General features: G+C 58.9%; 17 protein-coding genes and 1 pseudogene. All 18 read right to left on the bottom strand.

Annotated elements, in window-relative coordinates; genetic code table 11:
- Positions 1 to 42: 42 nt before the first annotated feature.
- The gene (locus ASF13_RS21930; RefSeq protein ID WP_056241837.1) at positions 43 to 441 is read right to left on the bottom strand and encodes a flagellar protein FlhE; all 399 of its coding nucleotides are present in this window, start codon (positions 439 to 441) and stop codon (positions 43 to 45) included.
- Positions 441 to 2,525: a flagellar biosynthesis protein FlhA gene (gene flhA / locus ASF13_RS21925; protein ID WP_056241834.1), complete on the bottom strand. Its 2,085-nt coding sequence runs from the start codon at positions 2,523 to 2,525 to the stop codon at positions 441 to 443. Before flhA ends, ASF13_RS21930 begins: the two co-directional genes overlap by 1 nt.
- Positions 2,518 to 3,669: a flagellar biosynthesis protein FlhB gene (gene flhB / locus ASF13_RS21920; protein ID WP_056241832.1), complete on the bottom strand. Its 1,152-nt coding sequence runs from the start codon at positions 3,667 to 3,669 to the stop codon at positions 2,518 to 2,520. Before flhB ends, flhA begins: the two co-directional genes overlap by 8 nt.
- Positions 3,670 to 3,813: 144 nt before the next feature.
- A complete protein-coding gene (gene cheZ, locus ASF13_RS21915) occupies positions 3,814 to 4,458 on the bottom strand; it encodes a protein phosphatase CheZ (protein ID WP_056241829.1) in 645 nt (214 codons plus the stop codon).
- Positions 4,459 to 4,467: 9 nt separating this feature from the next.
- Positions 4,468 to 4,857 (bottom strand): chemotaxis response regulator CheY, encoded by a 390-nt coding sequence (gene cheY, locus ASF13_RS21910; protein ID WP_056241826.1) that lies wholly within the window; start codon positions 4,855 to 4,857, stop codon positions 4,468 to 4,470.
- 36 nt (positions 4,858 to 4,893) lie between these two features.
- A complete protein-coding gene (locus tag ASF13_RS21905; RefSeq protein ID WP_056241823.1) occupies positions 4,894 to 5,943 on the bottom strand; it encodes a chemotaxis response regulator protein-glutamate methylesterase in 1,050 nt (349 codons plus the stop codon).
- Positions 5,943 to 6,761, bottom strand: a complete 819-nt coding sequence (cheR, locus tag ASF13_RS21900) for a protein-glutamate O-methyltransferase CheR (RefSeq protein WP_369814411.1) — start codon at positions 6,759 to 6,761, stop codon at positions 5,943 to 5,945. The genes ASF13_RS21905 and cheR overlap by 1 nt, the downstream gene beginning before the upstream one ends.
- 54 nt (positions 6,762 to 6,815) lie before the next feature.
- Entirely contained in the window at positions 6,816 to 8,486 is a 1,671-nt protein-coding gene (locus ASF13_RS21895) for a methyl-accepting chemotaxis protein (RefSeq protein WP_056241815.1), read from the bottom strand.
- Between the two features lie 145 nt (positions 8,487 to 8,631).
- The gene (locus ASF13_RS21890) at positions 8,632 to 10,293 is read right to left on the bottom strand and encodes a methyl-accepting chemotaxis protein (protein ID WP_056241811.1); all 1,662 of its coding nucleotides are present in this window, start codon (positions 10,291 to 10,293) and stop codon (positions 8,632 to 8,634) included.
- A 173-nt stretch (positions 10,294 to 10,466) separates the two neighbouring features.
- Positions 10,467 to 11,012 (bottom strand): type VI secretion system lipoprotein TssJ, encoded by a 546-nt coding sequence (tssJ, locus tag ASF13_RS21885; RefSeq protein ID WP_056241807.1) that lies wholly within the window; start codon positions 11,010 to 11,012, stop codon positions 10,467 to 10,469.
- Positions 10,990 to 12,075, bottom strand: coding sequence for a type VI secretion system baseplate subunit TssG (tssG, locus tag ASF13_RS21880; protein ID WP_056241804.1), 1,086 nt, complete (start codon positions 12,073 to 12,075; stop codon positions 10,990 to 10,992). The genes tssJ and tssG overlap by 23 nt, the downstream gene beginning before the upstream one ends.
- Complete coding sequence (gene tssF / locus ASF13_RS21875) at positions 12,039 to 13,793, bottom strand: type VI secretion system baseplate subunit TssF (protein ID WP_056241801.1); 1,755 nt, start codon at positions 13,791 to 13,793, stop codon at positions 12,039 to 12,041. Before tssF ends, tssG begins: the two co-directional genes overlap by 37 nt.
- A gap of 82 nt (positions 13,794 to 13,875) precedes the next feature.
- The gene (locus ASF13_RS21870; protein WP_156365643.1) at positions 13,876 to 14,343 is read right to left on the bottom strand and encodes a hypothetical protein; all 468 of its coding nucleotides are present in this window, start codon (positions 14,341 to 14,343) and stop codon (positions 13,876 to 13,878) included.
- Between the two features lie 2 nt (positions 14,344 to 14,345).
- Complete coding sequence (locus ASF13_RS21865) at positions 14,346 to 15,392, bottom strand: polymorphic toxin type 44 domain-containing protein (protein ID WP_056241797.1); 1,047 nt, start codon at positions 15,390 to 15,392, stop codon at positions 14,346 to 14,348.
- Positions 15,393 to 15,494: 102 nt separating this feature from the next.
- On the bottom strand, positions 15,495 to 18,953 hold the full coding sequence (locus tag ASF13_RS21860; RefSeq protein WP_056241794.1) for an ImcF-related family protein: 3,459 nt from the start codon (positions 18,951 to 18,953) through the stop codon (positions 15,495 to 15,497).
- The gene (locus tag ASF13_RS21855; RefSeq protein WP_056242465.1) at positions 18,950 to 20,158 is read right to left on the bottom strand and encodes a hypothetical protein; all 1,209 of its coding nucleotides are present in this window, start codon (positions 20,156 to 20,158) and stop codon (positions 18,950 to 18,952) included. The genes ASF13_RS21860 and ASF13_RS21855 overlap by 4 nt, the downstream gene beginning before the upstream one ends.
- A 90-nt stretch (positions 20,159 to 20,248) precedes the next feature.
- The gene (locus tag ASF13_RS21850) at positions 20,249 to 21,004 is read right to left on the bottom strand and encodes a hypothetical protein (RefSeq protein ID WP_156365642.1); all 756 of its coding nucleotides are present in this window, start codon (positions 21,002 to 21,004) and stop codon (positions 20,249 to 20,251) included.
- Positions 20,991 to 21,890, bottom strand: a pseudogene (locus ASF13_RS21845) (M23 family peptidase); the annotation flags it as partial. The pseudogene ASF13_RS21845 and the gene ASF13_RS21850, both read right to left, overlap by 14 nt.

The following is a 21,890-nucleotide window of genomic DNA, read 5'->3' as shown; positions in this document are numbered from 1 at the left end:
CCTGTTGAATGAGTGGACGCATTATAGTGGATTAATCGCCCGCTACTGGTAATTCACCATCACCCCATTACTCACCACCCGCAGCGGCGGGAACAGCCGCCCTTTGCCCTCGACGAGGTAGACAAAGCGCAGGGTTTCGCCGGCGGCGACGTTGGTCAGGCCGCTGGTGACGCCGCTGCCGCCCTCCAGCGGCGTGCAGCGGCTGGAAGAGCAGAGCTTTACCTGCAGGCCGGCCGGGGCCGGGGATGCCAGCTGATAGCGCCAGGCGATCTGGTTCATCGCGCCCTGCACCGGCTGGCGCGGGGACAGCGGGCGCGATGACGCCTGCACGCCGCGGTTGCCGATGCCGGGGCCGATATCGCTGGCGGACCAGCTGCTGGCCACCGCCTGGCAGAGCCCCGGCACCAGCAACAGCACGCCGATCCACAGCCAGCCGCGCATCAGTTGCCACCGATCGTAGACGTCATACGGATCTGCCGGTTGTCGGTCAGCTCCATATTGGAGATTACCATCAGCTGCGGCATCGAGCGGCGCAGGAAGCGGGCCAGCAGCGCGCGCAGCGGGTGGTTAACCAGCAGCACCGGCGGCGCGCCCAGCTGCTCCTGGTGCTGCAGCGCGTTCTGCGCCTGCGCCAGCAGGCGGTCGGCGAGGCCCGGCTCCAGGCCGCCGCCGCCCTGCAGCGCCTGCAGCAGCAGGCGTTCCAGCGCGGTGTCGAGTCCAATCACCTGCACCTCGCCGTTGCCAGGGAACCACAGCTGGGTAATGGCGCGGCCCAGCGCCACGCGCACCACGGCGGTCAGCTCCTGCGGGTCGGTCTGCACGCTGGCGTGTTCGGCCAGCGTTTCAATAATGGTGCGCATATCGCGGATCGGTACCCGTTCGGCCAGCAGGTTCTGCAGCACCTTGTGCAGCGTGGTCAGCGGCACCACGCCAGGGATCAGATCTTCGGTCAGCTTCGGCATCTCCTGGCTGACGCGGTCCAGCAGCTGCTGCGCTTCCTGGCGGCCGAACAGCTCGCTGGCGTACTGGCCGATCAGGTGGTTCATATGGGTGGCCACCACGGTACTGGCCTCAACCACGGTAAAGCCCTGGATCTGCGCCTGCTCTTTCAGCGCGCTGTCGATCCAGATCGCCGCCAGGCCAAAGGCCGGATCGACGGTCACTTCACCCGGCAGGCTGCCCGCAGCGGTGCCCGGGTTGATCGCCATCCAGCGCCCCGGATAGGCGTCGCCGCTGCCGATCTCCACGCCCTTCATCAGGATGCGGTAGCGCGCCGGCGGCAGATCCATATTGTCGCGGATATGCACCACCGGCGGCAGGAAGCCCATCTCCTGGGCGAATTTCTTACGAATGCTGCGGATACGACCGAGCAGCTCGCCGTCCTGCTGGCTGTCGACCATCGGGATCAGCCGGTAGCCGACCTCCATCCCCAGCGAGTCTTCCAGCTGCACGTCGTTCCAGGTGGCCTCCGTATTGGCTGCGTTTTCCTGCGGCCGCTGAACCGGCATAGCGACGGCCGCCTGCGGCTTCATCTGCCTGCCGCGCATCCACCAGGCCAGGCCCAGCAGGGCACCGGTAAACAGCAGGAACACCAGGTTTGGCATGCCCGGCACCAGGCCCAGCAGGCCCAGCACGCCGGCGCTCAGCAGCATCACCCGCGGGTTGTTAAACAGCTGGGTGACCATCTGTTCACCCACGTCCTGGTCGGTGCCAACGCGGGTGACAATCACACCCGCCGCGGTGGAGATCACCAGCGCCGGGATCTGCGCCACCAGGCCGTCACCGATGGTCAGCAGGGTGTAGGTTTCGGCCGCGTGGCCCATATCCATCCCGTGCTGCACCACGCCGACCAGCAGACCGCCGAAGACGTTGATCACCATAATCAGAATACCGGCGATGGCGTCGCCGCGGACAAACTTACTGGCACCGTCCATCGAGCCGTAGAAGTCCGCTTCCTGGGTCACGTCGCTGCGGCGCTTTTTCGCCTCCTCTTCGCCGATCAGCCCGGCGTTAAGGTCGGCGTCAATCGCCATCTGTTTGCCCGGCATGCCGTCGAGCACGAAGCGCGCGCCGACCTCGGCAATTCGCCCGGCACCCTTGGTGATAACCATAAAGTTGATAATCACCAGGATCACAAACACCACGATACCGATGGCGAAGTTACCGCCGACGAGGAAGTGGCCGAAGGCCTCGACCACCCTTCCTGCCGCATCCGCCCCGGTGTGCCCGTCCATCAGGATCACACGGGTGGAGGCAACGTTCAGCGCCAGGCGTAACAGGGTGGAGAACAGCAGAATAGTCGGGAAGGCGGCAAACTCCAGCGTGCGCTGGGTAAACATCGCCACCAGCAGTACCATAATCGACAGGGCGATATTGAAGGTGAACAGCAGGTCGAGAACGAACGGCGGCAGCGGCAGCACCATCATCGACAGGATCAGCAGGATCAGTATCGGACCGGCCAGCACCTTCCACTGGGTGTCTTTAAGGTTGTCAGGCAAGCGCAGTCGGGCGGCCAGGTTAGACATCAGATTTCTGTTCTCCAGCAAAGTCCAGCCCTTCCGGCACCGGCAAATTATCAGGTTTTTTCGGGATCAGGCCGCCTTCCATCTTCCAGCGCCGCAGCTGCCATACCCAGGCAAGCACTTCCGCCACCGCGGCATACAGGGTGCCGGGAATATGCTGGCCTATCTCACTGTGTCGGAACAGGGCGCGCGCCAGCGGCGGCGCTTCCAGGATCGGCACCCGGTGCTCGGCACCGAGTTCACGAATGCGCAGCGCCACTTCTCCGGCCCCTTTGGCCACCACTTTGGGTGAGCTCATCTTTTTCTCGTCGTACTGTAACGCCACCGAGTAGTGGGTCGGGTTGGTGACGATCACGTCGGCCTTCGGCACGTCGGCCATCATGCGCCGCCGCGCCGCCGCACGCATCTGCTGGCGGATACGCCCTTTGACGTGCGGGTCACCTTCGTTCTGCTTATGCTCATCGCGGATATCCTGCCGCGACATGCGTAAATTTTTGATGTGGGTCCACAGCTGGAAAATGACGTCGAAACCGACCATCGGCGTCAGCCCAAGCACCACCAGCACGCAGCACAGCGCAATCATATTCAGCGATCCGGCCAGCGCGGTGACCGGCGACTCGCTGATCAGGTGCAGCATTTCAGACCAGTGACGCCAGATGAAAAAGCCGGCGACGCAACCGACCAGTACCGCCTTCAGCACCGCCTTCAGCAGTTCGGCGGCGGTCTGGGCGGAGACCATCTTCTTCAGCCCTTTCAGCGGGTTCATCTTGCCGAGGTCAAACTTGATCGCCTTACTGCTGATATTCACTCCGCCCAGCAGCATCGGTGCCGCAATGGCCACCAGCACCAGCCCGATCATCATCGGCAGGATCGCCACCACCGCCTGGCTAATCAGGTTAGCGATCTGGTGCAGCATCTGGCTGGTATCGCTAACCACCGAGTGGTTAAACATCAGCCCGTCGGCCACCAGCGCGCCCAGCTTGCGCCCCATCCACTCGCCGCCGGCCCACAGAATGCCCAGACCGGTCAGCAGCATCAGCATCGAGGTCAGCTCACGGGATCGCGGGATCTGCCCCTCTTCGCGCGCCTTTTCTAGTCGGTGCGCCGTGGGGGATTCTGTTTTTTCCTCGTCACTGTCCTGGGACACGGCATTTAACCTTTGCGTGCGGATTTTCAGGCACTAGCATGCCAAATTCAGGCAGGGGTAATGCCGCGAGTAAACGCGTAAAACGGGGGTTATTCAGCTTATCGGGAAGGGAAGCAGGGGCGGAGGAAGCTCCGCCCCGGAAAATCAGAAACCGAGACTGTCCAGCAGGTCATCAACCTGATCCTGGTTCGCCACCACGTTTGGTGCGGCGGCGTTAATCTGCGGGCCGTTCAGCAGATTATCATTCTCACGTTTCGCACGTGCGTTAGGCTCCGGCATGTTCTCCAGTAACACCATCAGCAGCTGGCGCTCAATCTCCTGGATCACGTCCATCATGCGTTTGATCACCTGCCCGGTGAGATCCTGGAAATCCTGCGCCATCATAATTTCCAGCAGCTGCGCGTTGGTAAAGGCAGTATGCTGCGGCACAGAATCAAGATACCCACGGGTATCCGTAACCAGAGCGCGAGCATCCGCAAGTTCAACAGGATGTTCAAACCACTCATCCCAGCGCCCTTTCAGTGCTTTCGCTTCACTCTCCAGCTGAGACTGGCGTGGCTGAGCGGCCTCCACGCAGTTCAGCGCACGTTCGGCCGCCTGCGCGGTCATCTGTACCACATAATCCAGGCGGTCACGGGCATCCGGAATAGCCTCCGCCGCTTCGGCGATTGCCTGATCCAGACCCAGCTCTCGCAGACTGTCGCGCAGCATCCGCGTCAGTGAACCTATTTTGGAGATAATGTCCTGCGCCGAAGCAGCATCAACATTTGGTTGCGGAAAAGTGCTCATCTCGGCTCCTTACATACCCAGCTTTTCGAAGATCTTACCCAGTTTCTCTTCCAGCGTCGCCGCGGTGAACGGTTTCACAACGTAACCACTGGCGCCCGCCTGGGCAGCTGCAATGATGTTCTCTTTCTTCGCTTCCGCGGTGACCATCAGTACCGGCAACGACGACAGGGTCGCATCGGCGCGCACCGCCTGCAGCAGCTGCAGGCCATCCATGTTCGGCATATTCCAGTCGGAGATGACGAAGTCAAAACCGCCGGTGCGCAGCTTGTTCAGCGCGTCCTGGCCATCTTCTGCCTCTTCAACATTGTTAAAACCCAGTTCCTTCAGCAGGTTACGGACGATACGACGCATCGTGTTGAAATCGTCGACCACCAGAAACCGCATATTCTTATCTGCCATACCTACTCCTGTTTGCAACAGCCCCACGGGACCGCATCAGATACGTAATGCCTGTCCGGCGCTAATTTTTGCCAGCATATGCTGGCTGATTTGGTGGAGATCCACCACTTCACTGGCTCCCCCGAGGGCGATTGCCTCTCGCGGCATGCCAAATACCACACAGCTCGCTTCGTTCTGGGCGATGGTCCAGGCGCCGGCTTTACTCATCGCCAGCAGCCCTGCAGCACCGTCGTTGCCCATGCCGGTGAGGATCACGCCTACGGCGTTCCGTCCGGCGAACTGCGCCACTGAGTTAAACAACACATCGACCGACGGTTTATGACGATTAACCGGCGGTCCGTCATTCAGTTTGATCTGGTAGTTCGCGCCGCTGCGCGCCAGCTCCATATGCATGGCACCCGGTGCGATGTAGGCATGGCCTGGCAGGACACGCTCACCGTCTTCCGCCTCTTTCACCGTAATCTGGCACAGCTTGTTCAGCCGCTCGGCGAACGATTTGGTAAAGCCGGGCGGCATATGCTGGGTGATCAGCAGCGCCGGGCTGGTCGGCGGCAGCGGCTGCAGCACGTGGCGAATCGCCTCCGTGCCGCCGGTGGAGGCACCGATGGCGATCAGCTTTTCACTACTGAGCAGCGGCCCGGCCTTCAGCATGACCGGCGCGGGCAGCGGGCTGCGGGTATGCAGCCGCGCACGCGAGGCGGCACGCACCTTATCGCCAATCATCTGGCTGTAGGCCAGCATCCCTTCGCGGATCCCCAGCGATGGCTTGGTGACAAAGTCCACCGCGCCCAGCTCCAGCGCCCTGAGGGTGATTTCCGACCCTTTACCGGTCAGCGAAGAGACCATCACCACCGGCATCGGCCGCAGGCGCATCAGCTTTTCCAGAAAATCGAGGCCATCCATGCGCGGCATCTCAACGTCGAGCGTCAGCACGTCCGGGTTGTATTGTTTGATCAGGTCACGGGCGACCAGCGGGTCCGGGGCGGTGGCCACCATTTCCATATCGCTGTGGCTGTTGATGATCTCGGTCATCAGCTGACGCATCAGCGACGAGTCATCAACGCATAACACTCTGATTTTACTCATTACCTTTCCTTAGTCAGTCCATAGACTGTCTGACCCCGCAGATAGAACTCGCGGCTGATCTGACTGAAGTTCTCTGAATGACCGGCGAACAGTAGGCCCCCGGGTTTCAGCAGCGGTACAAAGCGCCGTAAAATCTTCTCCTGGGTTTCTTTATCGAAGTAGATCATCACGTTGCGACAAAAAATAGCGTCAAACGGTCCCGGCAGCGTCCATTCGTTGGCCAGCAGGTTGAGCTGCATAAAGTTGACCATACTGGCCAGCTCCGGGCGCACCCGTACTTTGCCCTCGTGCGGGCCGGTGCCGCGCAGGAAGAAGCGCTGTAGCTGCGAGGGCGAGAGCGTACGCAGCTCCTCCTGGCGGTAGACGCCGGCCAGCGCGGTCTCCAGTACCTGGGTGTCGATATCGCTGGCGGTGACCTGAAATTTCCCCGGCCCGCTGCCCAGGGTTTCCGCCAGCGTCATGGCGATCGAGTAAGGCTCTTCGCCGGTCGACGCCGCGGCACACCAGACGTTAAAGCTGCCGCTGCGGCGTTTAGCGTGCTCGGCCAGCAGCGGAAAATGGTGCGCCTCGCGGAAAAAGGCGGTCAGGTTGGTGGTCAGCGCATTGATAAACGCCTGCCACTCCGCGCTGTTCTGCTCGCTCTCAAGCAACGCCAGATAGCGGCCAAAATCGTCAAGGCCAAGGGTGCGCAGGCGGCGCACCAGACGGTTATAAACCATTTCCCGCTTGTGATCGGCGAGAACGATGCCGGCTCGCTGATAGATCAACTGACTGATACGCTTAAAATGCGTATCGGATAACGGCAGCCGCTGAACCATCTGGGTCAGCAGCGTGGCGGTTTCCTGTGGAGCCAACAGCGGCGATTTCTTCACTTAAAAGGTTTCCCAGTTATCGTCCGAGGCCGAAGCCGGGGCTGCCAGCGCCTTACGCGGCGCGGCCGCCGGTGCGGCGTGCGGCCGCTGCTGCAGCACGCCGCTCAGCACCGGTTTCTTGATGCGGAACACCGCCACCGCCTGGGTCAGGCGGCTGGCCTGGTCTTCCAGCGACGCCGCGGCAGAGGCGGACTCCTCCACCAGCGAGGCGTTCTGCTGGGTCACCCGGTCCATCTCGGTCACCGCGGTGCCCACCTGGTCGATGCCGCGGCTCTGCTCGTCGGAGGCCGAAGCGATCTCACCCATAATATCGGTGACGCGGGTCACCGCGTTGACGATGTCATTCATGGTTTCACCGGCGCTCTCCACCAGCACCGAGCCGGTATCCACGCGCGCCACCGAGTCTTCGATCAGCCCCTTAATCTCTTTCGCCGCCTGGGCGCTGCGCTGCGCCAGGTTACGCACTTCGCCGGCCACCACCGCAAAGCCGCGGCCCTGCTCGCCGGCGCGCGCCGCTTCCACCGCCGCGTTCAGCGCCAGAATGTTGGTCTGGAAGGCGATGCCGTCGATCACGCTGGTGATATCGGCGATCTTCTTCGAGCTGCCGGCGATGTCGTTCATGGTCTTCACCACGCCGTCCACCACCCGGCCGCCCTTCTGCGCGGTTTCCGAGGCGTTTTTCGCCAGCACCGACGCCTGACGGGCGTTATCGGCGTTCTGCTTCACGGTGGCGGTCAGCTGCTCCATGCTGGCGGCGGTCTGCTCCAGCGAGGCGGCCTGCTGTTCGGTACGCGCCGACAGGTCGTTATTACCGGCGGCGATTTCGCTGGCGCCGGTGTAGATGGCATCCGACCCGTCGCGCACCACGCTGACGGTTTTCACCAGCTCCTGCTGCATATGCTGCAGGCTGGCGGCCAGCTGGGCCATCTCATTCCTGCCTTCGGTATCAATGTCGCGGGTCAGATCGCCGCTGGCGATATGACGAATGTGTTCAATGCTCTCTTTCAGCGGGCGCAGCAGGATTTTATGCATCCCTGACCAGGCCACTACCACCAGGCCTACCGACAGCAGCAGCACGATGGCCAGCACCCAGATTGCCTGCTCGTAGGCGCGCTCGTTTTGCGCCGAACCGGCCGCCAGCAGCGCGTCAGAGTTCTTCAGCCAGGCGTTGTAGGCCTCTTCGAAACCGTTCTGGTAGCCCTGCGTTGGCTGATCGACAAAGCCCTGGAAGTTATTCCCCACCAGCATCACGATCAGCTCGGCCAGGGCAGCGTGCAGCGCTTTGTACTTCTCGGCAACGGCCTGCACGTGCGGCTGGCTGGCCACCTCCGGCGTCAGGCTGTTAATGTAGACGTTGTACTCTTTATCAGCGTCGGCCAGCTTGCCTTTCGCCATGTCGAGCAGTTCAGTAATGCCGGCACCGGTGCCATTACCTTTGGTATCCAGCAGGTAGCGGGTGGCGGCGCGGTTGAGCGTGTTGCGGGTTTGTACCAGTGCAATCCATGCGGACGTCAGACTGGCCTGCTCGCCACGGATCTTCTGCGTCAGAGTAAAGTTTTCTTTGTCACCCTTCAGCGACTGAAAGAACAGGCCGCCGGAGATCAACTGTAATGAACCAAATAACACCAAAACCAGCACCAGACTGGTGACCACTTTCACACGCTTCAACATACCTTTCCCCGATTGGATAGCTACTGCATTGTTGTTGGATAGCTACTGCATTGTTTTATCGGCCATCGGCGGGAAATCTTTATGGCTGCGGAGGAAAAGCGCGAAGGCGGGCCACCTGCACACGGCAGGCGGCCCGTTAGCTCAGTTAAAAGGTTTCCCAGTTACTGTCGCCGGACGCCGGCGTGCTGGCGATGCGGGCGGGCTGCGGCGTCGCCGCCGGGCGCTTCAGCACCGTGGCAGGCGCGGCCTGTTTGTTGATGCGGAACACCGCCACCGCCTGGGTCAGGCGGCTGGCCTGGTCTTCCAGCGACGCCGCGGCAGAGGCGGACTCCTCCACCAGCGAGGCGTTCTGCTGGGTCACCCGGTCCATCTCGGTCACCGCGGTGCCCACCTGGTCGATGCCGCGGCTCTGCTCGTCGGAGGCCGAAGCGATCTCGCCCATGATGTCCGTCACGCGGGTCACCGCGTTGACGATGTCGTTCATGGTTTCACCCGCGCTCTCCACCAGCACCGAGCCGGTATCCACGCGCGCCACCGAGTCTTCGATCAGACCTTTAATCTCTTTCGCCGCCTGGGCGCTGCGCTGCGCCAGGTTACGCACTTCACCGGCCACCACCGCAAAACCGCGGCCCTGTTCGCCGGCGCGCGCCGCTTCCACCGCCGCGTTCAGCGCCAGAATGTTGGTCTGGAAGGCGATGCCGTCGATCACGCTGGTGATGTCGGCGATTTTCTTCGAACTTCCGGCGATGTCGTTCATGGTCTTCACCACGCCATCGACCACCCGGCCGCCCTTCTGCGCGGTTTCCGAGGCGTTTTTCGCCAGCACCGACGCCTGGCGGGCGTTATCGGCGTTCTGCTTTACGGTGGCGGTCAGTTGCTCCATGCTGGCGGCGGTCTGCTCCAGCGAGGCGGCCTGCTGTTCGGTACGCGCCGACAGGTCGTTATTGCCGGCGGCGATTTCGCTGGCGCCGGTGTAGATGGCGTCCGACCCGTCGCGCACCACGCTGACGGTTTTCACCAGCTCCTGCTGCATATGCTCCAGGCTGGCGGCCAGCTGGGCCATCTCATTGCGGCCCTCAACCGGGATCGGCTGGGTCAGATCGCCGCTGGCGATGCGGCGAATATGGGCAATGCTGGCGTTCAGCGGCGTCAGCAGAATATGACGGATGCCGCGCCATACCATGGCAATCGCCAGCAGCGACACCAGCAGCGCGCCGGCCAGCACCCAGATCGCCTGATGATAGGATTCGAGGTTGTGTTCGGCCCCGGCCGCCGCCTGGGCATCGTTGCGATCCAGCCAGCTGCGCAGCGCCTTAGCAAAGCCGTCCTGATAGCCGGTGGTCGGCTGGTCGAAGAACTCGTTGATCTTGCCGGCGTTCATCAGCGCGATCAGCTCGTTCAGCGCGCCGCTGAAGATTTTATAGTTCTGCTGGATCGCCAGCACGTTTTCGGCGCTCTTCCCCTGCTCGCTCAGCAGCCCGTTCCAATCCGTGAAGTTTTTATCCGCCTCTTTCAGCTGACCCTGAGCCATCGTCACCAGCTCGGCCACGGTGCTGCCGCTGCCCATATTGTTGGCATCGAGCATATAGCGGATACCGGCACGGTTAAGGGTGTTACGCGCCTGAATCAGCGCCACCCAGGATTCGTTCAGCGCCGACTGCTGCAGCCGCAGCTGCTGCGACACGGCAAAATTGTCTTTATCGCCCTTCAGGGCCTGGAAAAACAGCCCACCGGTGATTAACTGCAAAGCACCAAAAAACACCAATACCAGAATCAGTGTGGTGACAACCTTCATACGCTTAAACATGCGGTTCCTTATTGCCTGAATGAGAAGACATGGCCCATCCTGATTAGCGGGCTCCCGCCGCTGTTATCGGCAGCCTGACGCCGATCTTTATGCTGCATCCGGAGATAAAAGACAGCATTTAACACTCCAGAATGCGCCAGCGTTGAGCACAAAAAAGGCTGACCACGGCGGCATTACCGATCCTTAAGCGGCAACAGGGTCAGGCTGTTTTCACTCGCTTCGAGCACGCGCGCGGTGTCAGGGTCCAGCGCTTCGCGATCCAGCACCTGCTTCCAGCCGTTGCCTGTCAGATCCGGCTGGCGGAACAGCCCCACCACCGCCACGAACCGTGCCTGCGGCTCCATCGGCATGTTCAGGCTGACCGCACCGCCGGGTGTCAGCACCACGTCACGGCTGGCGGGCAGATCCTCAGCCAACAGCGTATCGCCGCCGGTCGCCAGCTGCGGGTAAACCAGCCTGTCAAAGGCCCTGCGATCTTTAAGCTGATAAACACGTATTACCACGGACTGCGGGCGGGTATGGCTTTCACGCGTGTCGGTATTCAGCGCTTCACGGGCGATAAAATCGAGGTGCAGCACCTTGATTTTTTTACAGAACACGGCGGACACGGCAGATCGGGTGCCATCGGCGACGCTCTGCGTCAGCCCACAGCCGTTCAGGGTCACGGCCAGCAACGGCAACAGCCAGCGGGCAAAGTTAGTCAAAGAGATAGTTAACACGCTGATTTCCTTTTACGTATGGGGTCGGTTGCAGGCCGCGATAGCTGCCCGGCTCCGTGGTAAACGTCTGTGGAACGTCGGCCGGGACGTTTTTCCCTTCCACGCCCAGCACGCCGCTCATCCCCAGCCGGAACGGGGCATCGCCGAGGGGCACCACCGCCAGCAGCGCGGTGCTGACGGTCAGGCGGATTGTTGCTTTAAAGCGCCAGCCGAGATACACCCGCAGCATGATCATAAAGTCCTGATACAGCTGGCCGTCCGGCATCCAGCCCTGCGCTTCACTTTCGCTGTCGGTGATCAGCTCAATCAGCAGCTGGCTGCTGGTCTCCATCACTTCATCGCCCAGCGGCGTGCTGCCATCCAGCAAAAAATCGTCATCGCCGTAAAAACCGGTCGGCCGGCTGATGGCAACCGGGCGCAGGCAGTACGGGCTGACCCGCGCCCGCGTCTCCGGGGCCAGCAGGCGCACCAGCGCCTGCACGCCCTCCTGGGTTTTCGCCGGCTGGCGCAGCACGCCCAGCAGCGCCAGAAAGCGCGACACCGGGGTGGCGATATGGCTGGCGGTACCGGGAATACCCAGGCCGACCAGCCCGAGCAGCGAGCGGGAGATGCTGTCCGTGCCGCCACGCTCGAAGGTGGCCGGATAAGAGTATTTCCGCCAGATGCGGTAAAACTGCGTCAGGATGCGATGGCTGAAGATATCGAGAAAAGCCTGCAGCGCCTCGTGCCCTTCCCGCCGCTGGCTGATGTCGTTGAGGTAAGCCGTCGGCAGCGGCGAGTCGACCCCGTACATCCCCATAAAGGTGGTGCGCACTTTCGGTGCTTCCGTGGCGTCGTCCCCGCTGTATTCAACGCTTTTCAGCTCGCTGGCGGGAAAGCCCATGCCCGGCCACGGCGTGAGGCGCACCGCATCGTCCTGCGGGTGGCTGGTGCTGCCGAGCGGCGGCCGGTCAGGGTGCTGTTTTTCCAGCAGCTGGCAGAAGCGGTAAAAATTCATCCGCGTCAGCTCCGCTTCCATGCGCGGACTCAGCCGGGAATACGGCGGTTGTGTTTCTCTTGCCATTCCAGGCGCTCTCCGGTGGGTTGCAGGATGATAATCAGGCGGTTAAACAGATAGATATCGGTATACAGGGCAAAAAAGTGGCTGAGCATCTCGCCGAACAGGCAGATATCGCCATGCCCGGCAAAGCCGTGGCCGTCGAGCGTCACTTCAATCTGTACGCCGCGCAGCAGGTAGCCCTGCTCAAAACGCTCGGTTTCGCTGTGGCTGACATTGAGGATCGCTTCAAGGCGACGGCGGTTCATCTCGCTATCGCTCCACTCGTACAGCGCCAGGGTGCCGCGCAGCACATCGGCATTGTCCATCATTGACTGGAAGTTGCTGCCAAGGTGGCTGAGTACGCGCCAGTGGAAGCGGTCACGGTTCGGCGGATAACAGGGCAGCGTCGGTGCGCAGAGGTTGCGCACCGTGACGCGGCTGGGGCTGGTTTTTGTCGCGGTATCCAGCAGCGTGCTTTGCAGGGCGCGGCGCGGCAGCTGGCCGTTAGTGCCGGTCAGCGTCAGCGACAGGCTCTCGTCGCCCGGCACCGTATGATTATCAAAGGCTTCACCACCGGGGATCAGCCAGGTGTTATGCAGCCCGGAGGCCCCGCGCCGCACGCGGGTATGGTAGTAATATTCCGGTGCCTCGTGGCGCATCATGCCGCCCTTGTGGCGAAAGCTGGAGAACGGCACCCAGCTGTGATTGCCGGAGGAGCTCACCGAATCAACGGAATAAATTTCGGTATGCCCGTCCTGCACGCGCATCGGACGCAGCAGATATTCCGTCTGCAGCGAGTTCAGCGTCAGCGGATCGGACTCCAGCGGAAAGAGGTTAATCACCGGCGCGCAGTGCAGCCGCAGGTGCTTACCGCTGAAGGTGAAGTCGTGCTCCCAGCGCTGCGCCAGCACCACGTCAATTTCAAACCAGGGTAAGCCGGCAGGCAGCGATACGCTCTCCAGCCCGCGCAGGCCGGTGAACATAAACTTCTCGCGGAAGGTGAAGTACTCCAGCAGCAGCTGATAACCGCTGAAGCTGCTGTCGCCTTTGGGCCACAGCCGGTCATCTTCAGCAAAGCCGAGAGCGGTAAAGCGCGCATCCAGCGGGCGGCGATCCGGGTCCCCCGGCAGGCGTAGCCAGATGCCGGCGGTATTTAAGGTGAACGCTTCATGCATCGCACAGGCCAGCGGCGCATCGGCATTGAAGTAGAACGGGATCAGGCTGAGATCCGCGCGGCTCCAGTCGGCCAGGCTGCTGCAGATAAAGCGCAGGCGCACCACCGAACGGCCGTCCGGGTCGGTGGAGAGTGTGGCCTGCTCCAGCGCCAGCGGTTGCAGGCTGATTTCCCGGGTGGTGGTATAGCGACAGCGGGTCGCCTTCTCGCCAATCGGGCGCGAGAGCACTTCAAACCCTTTTGCGAGAGGCATCGGTTCCTTCATTTCCCGCCAGTCCGGGCTGAACTCCACCACCGACATCGACGGAATGGTGCGCAGGTAGTGCGGCCACAGCAGCGTGACCAGCCCTTCGGTCAGCTCCGGCAGGTCGTCGTCCAGCTTCTCGCGCAGGCGGCCCATCATAAAGGCAAAGCCTTCAAACAGGCGCTCAACGAACGGGTCGCGCGCGCCCGATTTATCCAGATTCAGCGCCGCCGCCCGGTCCGGGTGGGCGCGGGCAAACTCTTCACCGGCTTCAAGCAGGTAGCGCATTTCAGCGTCGTAATAACGCAGGGTTAAGTCGTCCATATTTTCCTAATTTAGTATTAATTATTGAATAATTCAGATTCCAGTTATCAACTGAAATCACCAGGACCTTACCGACACAAAGTTAATACTTATAATTAAATGCTTTTATTTTTTTTAAGCACATATTGCCAGCAACGGTTTTAATGATGTTTTTATTAAGACCACTCTGTATTTCAATCGACACAGAGCAAACACCTTCCGTTGATGAAAGGATAAACCCCTGACTCCCCCCACCGATCGAATTGTATTCATATCGACCACCAACCCTCCACCCAACATCGATTTCTGCATCCTTTTTTAATAACGACATAAAGGAGGTCGTCAGTTTGAATTTTTTACCAGCCACTAATATCCTTGGTCTTGACTTTACAATCTCACCAACTTCATAAGGCTCAGGCTCAACGCCATAGACACTCTCAGTTTTATATATGTACAACACCTTACCGGTATTATTTACAATTGTAATTACAGGTCTTATCTGAATAAAAAACCCCGCTATAAAAACCAGGCAAATAATACAATAACAAAACAGCATCCCGTTCTTTTTCACACCTACTCCTCAAGCCTTTCCGGATTATCCGCACTCCAGCACCAATGCATCCCCCTGGAATTGGGAAATAGCTGATTCGGTGTATTTTCTAATGCACTAAGTATGCTATTAACGTTCAGGCCTTCAGCATACTTCCCATGCTGATGAAAAAGTCTAAACCCTATTTTTATACTCGTAACATCATCCAGAGTGTCGTCTCCCATTGCACCTGGTGTCATATTTTGTTCCCATGTTGAACCTTTTAAGAGAAGTGACTCCGAAAAACCAACGCTCAACCCGACGTATCCATAATGTATATTCGACCAGACATCATAAAAATAATCATGTTTTTTGAACTTGTGGTAATATGACTTTGATGGTTTTCCTGTGTTTGGCAAAGGTCGCGCAACCGCAATCGCCGAAAATCTATCACGTATCTTAGGTTTATGATCCCAGGTAGAACCCGTTTTAACCGTCTGATACCATATGGCCATTGCAGCGAGTAAATCAGGTTGAGGAACCGGAGCCAATCTGGCATAAAATGGAAGCTTATTCCATTCGGCACGCCTGTGCTTTATTGTCTCCTGGTCGATTAAATATCGTATTTTTTCTGACGTTTCACTTCTGACATTCATCCTAATCTCACTAAGTATATACTCAGCCACCCTTATTGCTCCGTCAGTGTGATTACAATGACGCTCATTCTTCTCTTCCGGTTGCAGATTTTTATAGGGGGCCAGTAAGGAAGTTATAAGCCCATCGGATGAAAAAGAAGTGCTTGAACACTCTCCTGCTTTCTCATAGGTATCCTGCATCATCGACGGCACAAAACGCGCCCTGCAGGGGCAGGAACTGCTACTGTCCAGCGTTCCCGCCATCCTGCGCCCTTGAATAGCGTCATTCCGGATCCCGCCGGCAATCATAAAGATGCCGGGATGCTGACCGCAGGTGGCCTTATCTCTTTCCCGGGCCACGCCTTTGCCAGACAGCGTGTGGTCCGTTGCCCCTTCAATAATGCGCCCGCCGCAGGTCGTTTTGTCGCCCTGCACCAGATAATAACCTTTAGCCATGAACGAACTCCTTATGCCGGAAGTTAACCCTGTACGCCCGTCCCCGCTGAGCCAGCGGGCCCTCTTCTGTGCGGCAGGCGGTGACTAAGTTTTGTAAGGTTGTCATTCAGATCCTCCATCCGTGGCGGGTATCTCATTATCGTTGCCTGGCAATACCCGGGCCGCCTGCGCGGCATCGACGCTGAATATTTCCGGCGGCAGCTGAAAATTACGCAGCTGCAGCAGCTGTAGCGGGCCGCTGCCCAGCTGCGAGCGCAGCACCCACTGCAGGGTGCTGCCGTCAGGGGCGCTGAAGCGCATCATCCACCGGCTGCGGTCAAGCTGCTGACGTGTGCCCTGCTCCAGCCAGCGAATTAAGCCCCAGCTGCCGTTCCAGTCGCCAAACAGCCGCGCCCCGGCGCGCGCGGTGCTCCAGGTCAGCATCGCCCCCGGTTTAAAGGTGTCCCCCGGCCAGCGGAAGGTCTGCCACTGCGCCATCTGGTTGAAATACTTGAGCTGCTGGCCGTCGATGGTCAGCTGCGTCTGCACCACGCCAGGCACCGGCCGCGCCTGCAGCTCAAAGCTGATGCCCTGGCTGCCATCGGTGAACAGCACGTCCGACAACTGGCTCAGCTGGTCCACCGCCTTCAGGAACGCCGGATTAAAGGTCAGCCCCTGACTGCTGGTGAGGTCCGGCACCCACCGGCTGCCTTCTTTATGCAGCACGCCGCCCAGCTCCGCGTTCAGGAAGCGCTCAATGCGCCCGCTATCGCGGCGGATAAATTCGGCCAGCATCGGCAGCGAGGCGTCATTATTGCTGGCGGCAAACGGGTAGCGCCCGTCAAACGCGCCGTGCCACAGCGCCACCACCGATCGCGCCCATTTGTCGTTCAGGCTGGCGGCAGACGGCTGCAGCACCGTCTCCCACGCCCGGGTCAGCGGCCGGACGAACAGCGTCTGGCCGAAGCCGCTCCACTCCTCGCCGAGGCTGGCGGCCATCAGGCTGCCGTACTGGCGGGTGTCGGTCAGGTCGACGCTTTTGCCCTGAAACACCGTCTGCGCCAGGGTCTGCATCCTCTCCTGCGGATCCGGGCTGGCCGCCACCTGCTGCAGGCGCAGGCGCACGCGGGTGATGCGCGTCAGGTACGTCTGCAGGCTCAGGCTGTCATCGCCCGCAAGGGCGCTGGCGGTTTTGTTACGGCCCGTCAGCGCCAGCAGCGGCCCAAAGGTCGCGTCAAGCGGCCCCTGAGGACCGGCGGCGCGCGGGTCGATAAGCGGTTTTTTGCTGCTGCCTGCCAGCGCCTTCGCCGATTTGATCAGCGAGTCCGACAGCGCTTCACTCTGCTGCCCGGTCTCTCCCTGCCACACCAGGGTATTCATCAGCGCAATCAGCGGCGACTGGCGCACGTCGCTCATCAGCGTCAGCTGGTCGGTGACGGCGGCAATACTGGCTGCCGGGGTCAGACGCAGGCTGTTAAGGAAGTTAAGCCAGCTGCCGGCAAAGTCGGTGAAATAACGCTGCGTCAGGCGTTCCTTCAGGGCTTCCGGCAACAGGCTGGCTTTGATGCTCTGGCGACTGTCGCTCAGCACCCAGTCAATCTCATCGCGGCGCGACCTCGCCGCGTTGTCTATCGCCTGCTGCACGCCGCCTTCCCACGCCTGGCGGGTAAACATGCCTGGCACCACTTCCTGGGTGGTGAACAGGCGGCGGGCGTCAGTGCCGCCGGTCATCTCCTCCAGCGTGACGTCGGCAAAATTGCGGCGCACCGACTTCAACATGTTCTCATACAGGGTGCTTTCGGCATTGCGCTGCCCAATCTGCAGCAGCAGCACCTGGCGGCTCTGGCTGACCCGCTGCGGATCCGGGGTGATTTTCCACTGCGGCTGGTACGGCAGCTCGCTGATGTAAAACGCCCACAGGTCCGGCGTCAGGCTCTGCCACAGGCCGGGGGAGATGCCCGCGCGCTCCGGCTGCACCCTCTTCATCACCTGCGCATAGAACGCGCCGTCAGCCTTATCCGGGCGCGCCATCATCAGCCAGGCCTTCAGCTGGTCGTAGGCAGACTTTGCCCGTTCCGCACGCAGCGGACTGCCTGGCGGCAGCGCCGCCAGTGTGGTCAGCTGCTGCTGCAGCGCGGCGCTGGCCGGGTCGCGCAGCAGGCGGTTATTCGCCACGCCGTACCACGGCATCATCGCCGCCAGCAGCTGTTCATGATGGTCAAGTCCAAAGCGCTGATACCAGGGCGCGCCGTTATGATGCCAGCGCCTGAGCCGCCCGGCCTCGTTACGCAGCGCATGCAGGCCGGTCAGCTGCCGGTCTGACACCTCTGGCGTCTGCACCAGGGCGCGGGCTTTCTGCGCCACGCTGACAATCTGCTGGCGGTTGAGCGCAAAGGAGAGCAGCAGCCCCGCACCCCACACGCCGATAAGGGTCATCAGCCCCCAGGCCAGCGTCTGCTGCCAGGGCATACCAACGCGGCGGCCGCGCAGCCGGGTGCAGTCGTTTACCACCCCCTGCCAGCTGGCGGGCAGCGTCAGGGCATGGCGCGGCAGCGCACCGTCAGAGGATGCCGCCGCCGCGCCGTTCTCCGCCAGGCTGAACATCAGGCCGCGCAGGAAAATACGCTGCTGTGCGGCGTACAGCCACGGCGTCAGCCGGGTCTGCCAGCGCCCGCACCCGCCCTGCTCAAGCCGCTGCCCGAGGCGCAGCAAAAAATCATGCGACTGATTCTGCGCAATCTGCGCCATGCCCAGCTCGCGCAGCGGCAGCAGCAGGCCGTTGAGCTGTAAGGCAATATCCTGCGGCTGCGCACGCGGCGGGAACGTCCCCCCCACCGCCTGCTCAGCGCGCCCGGCCTGCGACCAGTCGCTGCTGCACAACTGCCACAGCCATACCGGCGGCTGGTAACCCAGCAGGGTGCCGAGCGCTTCCAGCGCGCGCAGGTCGCGATCGCTCTGCTGCGGGGTCAGGTTCTGCCCGCTGGCCAACACGCGGATAACGCCGTCCAGCGGACGGCCACGACGCAGCCTGCGCAGCGCGGCATATTTTTCAGCATCCGGCGCGGCGCTAAGAGTGCCGCCATCAATCAGCACGGTGCGCGCCCCTTCCAGCCACTGATTTTCCTGCAGGCCGGGAAGCAGGGCTTCGCGGGCGGCGTCATCTCCGACCACCAGCAGCAGACGCACTTTGTAGCGCCAGAACGGGTGGTAGCGGGTGCGGAGGTGGCGCGTTATCGCCTGTACCATCAGGACTGCCTGAGAAGCAGGCTGCTTTTTTTCATCCGTCGTTCCGGCGATATCATCACCCTCCACCGCATTTAATTCATCCTCAAACCTCCTGCTCCCTGCATGATGCAAGACAAAAACGGAGGTCAGGGTTAATAACGCCAGAATCACCGCAACGGTAAAAGAGGATGACATCCAGCGCTGCCGGGCTACGCTTTCTGCCAGCAGACCAAGTCGCTCAGGCTGCTGCCATGAGATAAAGCCCAGGGCCACCGCACACGTCAGCAGGAGCAGCAGAATAGTCAGGAACCAGAATTCAGATGATTTAGGGATTAGAAAGGATGTGTAAGGTTTCAAGTGTCCATCTCCTGTACCGGATCCACTGGCGTGATCACGGTGCTCCACATTATTTCCGTTGTCCTCTCACCAGTAATGGTGATTTGAGGCGTTCGGGTGTTTTCCGCCGCAAAAACAGCAGCAGCGATGGCCAGCCATGTCCCTGCGGCTCCCGCATGTCCAGTCAGCCTGTCCAGTAAAATAATGGCCTCATTTTCGACAGCACCGGCCGGATGCGAATGCTGATTTATAATCATTTCTTCATGCTGGCCTTCAGAAAGCCCGGCCAGCCAGAGTTGACTGATTATGTTATTCTTCAGCGGCACGTTATATGCGGCCATATTCATACCCGTGCCAAGCTGACCGGGTAATGACAATTCAGGACGGTGAAGGAGTGCAAGCGGCTGCAGGATATTCTGCTTCAGCCGGTTGCCCAGCAGCAGGGCGACCGCGACTTCAGCGCTGTAATCCGTTTCTTCAGGCATGACCTGCAGCGCAACAACCAACAGCATTTCGTTTTGTGTAATACGGTGATTCAACCAGTGGTCAATCATTGTCAGTCCGTTGCAGATGCTGTATTCCACAGCGCAGTGAATATTGGTTTCCTGCCAGATTTCTTTCCAGATATCACTGATGCATTCTTCCGACAGAGACGATGAAAGATCAAATGCCACGACCAGGCGGCTGTCTTCGGTGAACTGATTAACCGGCAGATCGGTAATCAGATGAGAAAAAACATGACGAATTACGGCATCAGCACTCAAATCACTTCCAGTATTGAAGCGGGTAAGCCTGTGCCCGTTCTCTCCCCTCCAGTCCGGCTGAGAACGTATAATATTTTGATGGCTGATCAATGCCTGTACGACTTCACGAGGATCTTCCTGAGGGTGCCCGGTGATAAACGACACGTTAAGCACCTGTAACGCTCGCCGGGACTTACGTGTTTCACTTAAAATCCAGCGTTCGCGCCTTTCGTCATAACCGTTAGCCATAATATTTTGAAGTAAACAGATAATAAGCCGTGCAACACCGGCAGTAAGCCATAATGCTGCGGGAGCCCCCAGCGCCAGCCACCAGAAGGGCTTATCTTCAATATCACCACCGAAAAAGTGCATCAGTAAAAAACTGACGGCTGCTATGATGGCCAGTGCGGTCATCCAGCGTGACAACTTTGGTGGTTTCGGTCTGTTATATAAATCAGGTGGATTTTTGAGTGAGTAAGGCATTCGGATACCCGCTATTACGCTGAAAAACTGAAATAACACCCCTTGAATAAAATAACGGCATGACTCATCACTGCCGTCAAAAAAGACAGGCTACTTTTTAGGACGAATCAGTTTCCCACCTAATTCTTCAAGCGTGGCTTTACCGTCGAATAGCTTCTGACATCTATCCTTAATTTCATCGTCTCCGAGTGAAGTATCAAAGACTACCCTTTTGTTTTTCCTGATATCCCAGAGTCCGGGAAATGAATCAACAAAACAACTGAGATAAATAGGAGAAACATACTTGCCATCTAATGAAATTTTACCACCATACCAACTATCCCCTATATCAAACGGCATGTCGCTTTTTTTTCCGCTAAAAAAACCCGGGCCAGAGAGCAAGTTTTTATTACTGTCAAAGCTCGACAATATTGATGTAAACGTTAAATTCCTTACATCTGCCAGAACCACTAACAAAACCAATTTCTTTTCGAAGTTAATATCAACAATAGTATCCCGCCAGTCATCTGACTGCGGAATTTTATGAAGCCCCACCCCCTCTGAATCACACTGCATAAGCTCAGCGGTTGACAGGTATTTATTGGTTGGATAGATAAGTATCCCTTTCTCATCATTGGTGATAGATATGATCCCGCCACCAGAATTATGCTTGCTTTCCCAGTTATTTATTCTACACGCAACATCACTCTCCCCATCATCATTAACAATATGGATAATGGATGAGTCTTTTCTATCCATATACATCGTGAAGTCACCATAACGAATGACATTATTAGTTTCAAAATCGGCACTTGCAGAGCAAGACATTAAAAAAACAAGATAAAAAAACATTCTAAACTTCATCACTGAAAATCTCCTTGGCAGCCTTGGTGGTTTTTTTCCTTTCTTCGATACCGATGGTACCGCCGTTAATTTCCCGGGTGACACGCTCAGCAACATCATTATCATCCTGCGAGACGACCTTATCTGAGTCCATCACTCTCAGGGTTTTATTTTTAAAGCACACGATATAAAACGCGCCGGTATCAATACAGCTATATGGACTTTCCGTCACTTTCTGCGGGTCATCTATCTGAGGGGGCCTTTTGATCATCCCGGGAAGATTTTTTCTCCTGTACTGAGGATCTGTCCACCATGAAGCGTCAAAACTGCTTTTTGATAACCATCCCCGGTATACCCAGTAGCTGGAGTAGGTATCCAGCCCGGTAAGCATTTTAAACCCACGCCCGCGAAACTTCTGCGCATCCACATCGCCGCAGTTGCCATTACGCCAACTGTATGAGCTGGCAATTTTAACCCCACTGCTGTTGTATTTATCTCCGGAGAAATAGACATCCACTTCAGAAGCTATCGCACCATACCAGTGACCGAGTTCATTTGATTCATCCTTTCCAGAATCCTCTACAATTTTTCCACCGAAGTGCCTGCCATTTTCTGTTCGCTGTATCTGACTTGTTTCCTGCATAGAGAGCAAATAGCCCGATTCGACAGCCCCCTGGCCCAGAAAATGGCTTGCTCTGTTGAAGCCAGTAATATTGTATTTTCTCAAAACCAAATTTATTGAGAAAAGATATTCTTCCGACTTACGTTTTATTTTTTTGATTTCATCTTCACGCCTGACACTTTTAGTCGATGTCATTATTCTCTCAATCACCTCACACTCCAGCCATCCACATTTCCTGAAATGTGCGATAAACCGCCTCGGGTCAAAATGCCAGACCCGGCCCGTTGG

This window comes from Erwinia sp. Leaf53 (assembly GCF_001422605.1).
Lineage (GTDB): Bacteria > Pseudomonadota > Gammaproteobacteria > Enterobacterales > Enterobacteriaceae > Erwinia.
Note: the sequence above shows the minus strand (reverse complement) of the source record. Positions and strands in the feature narration are given on the sequence as shown.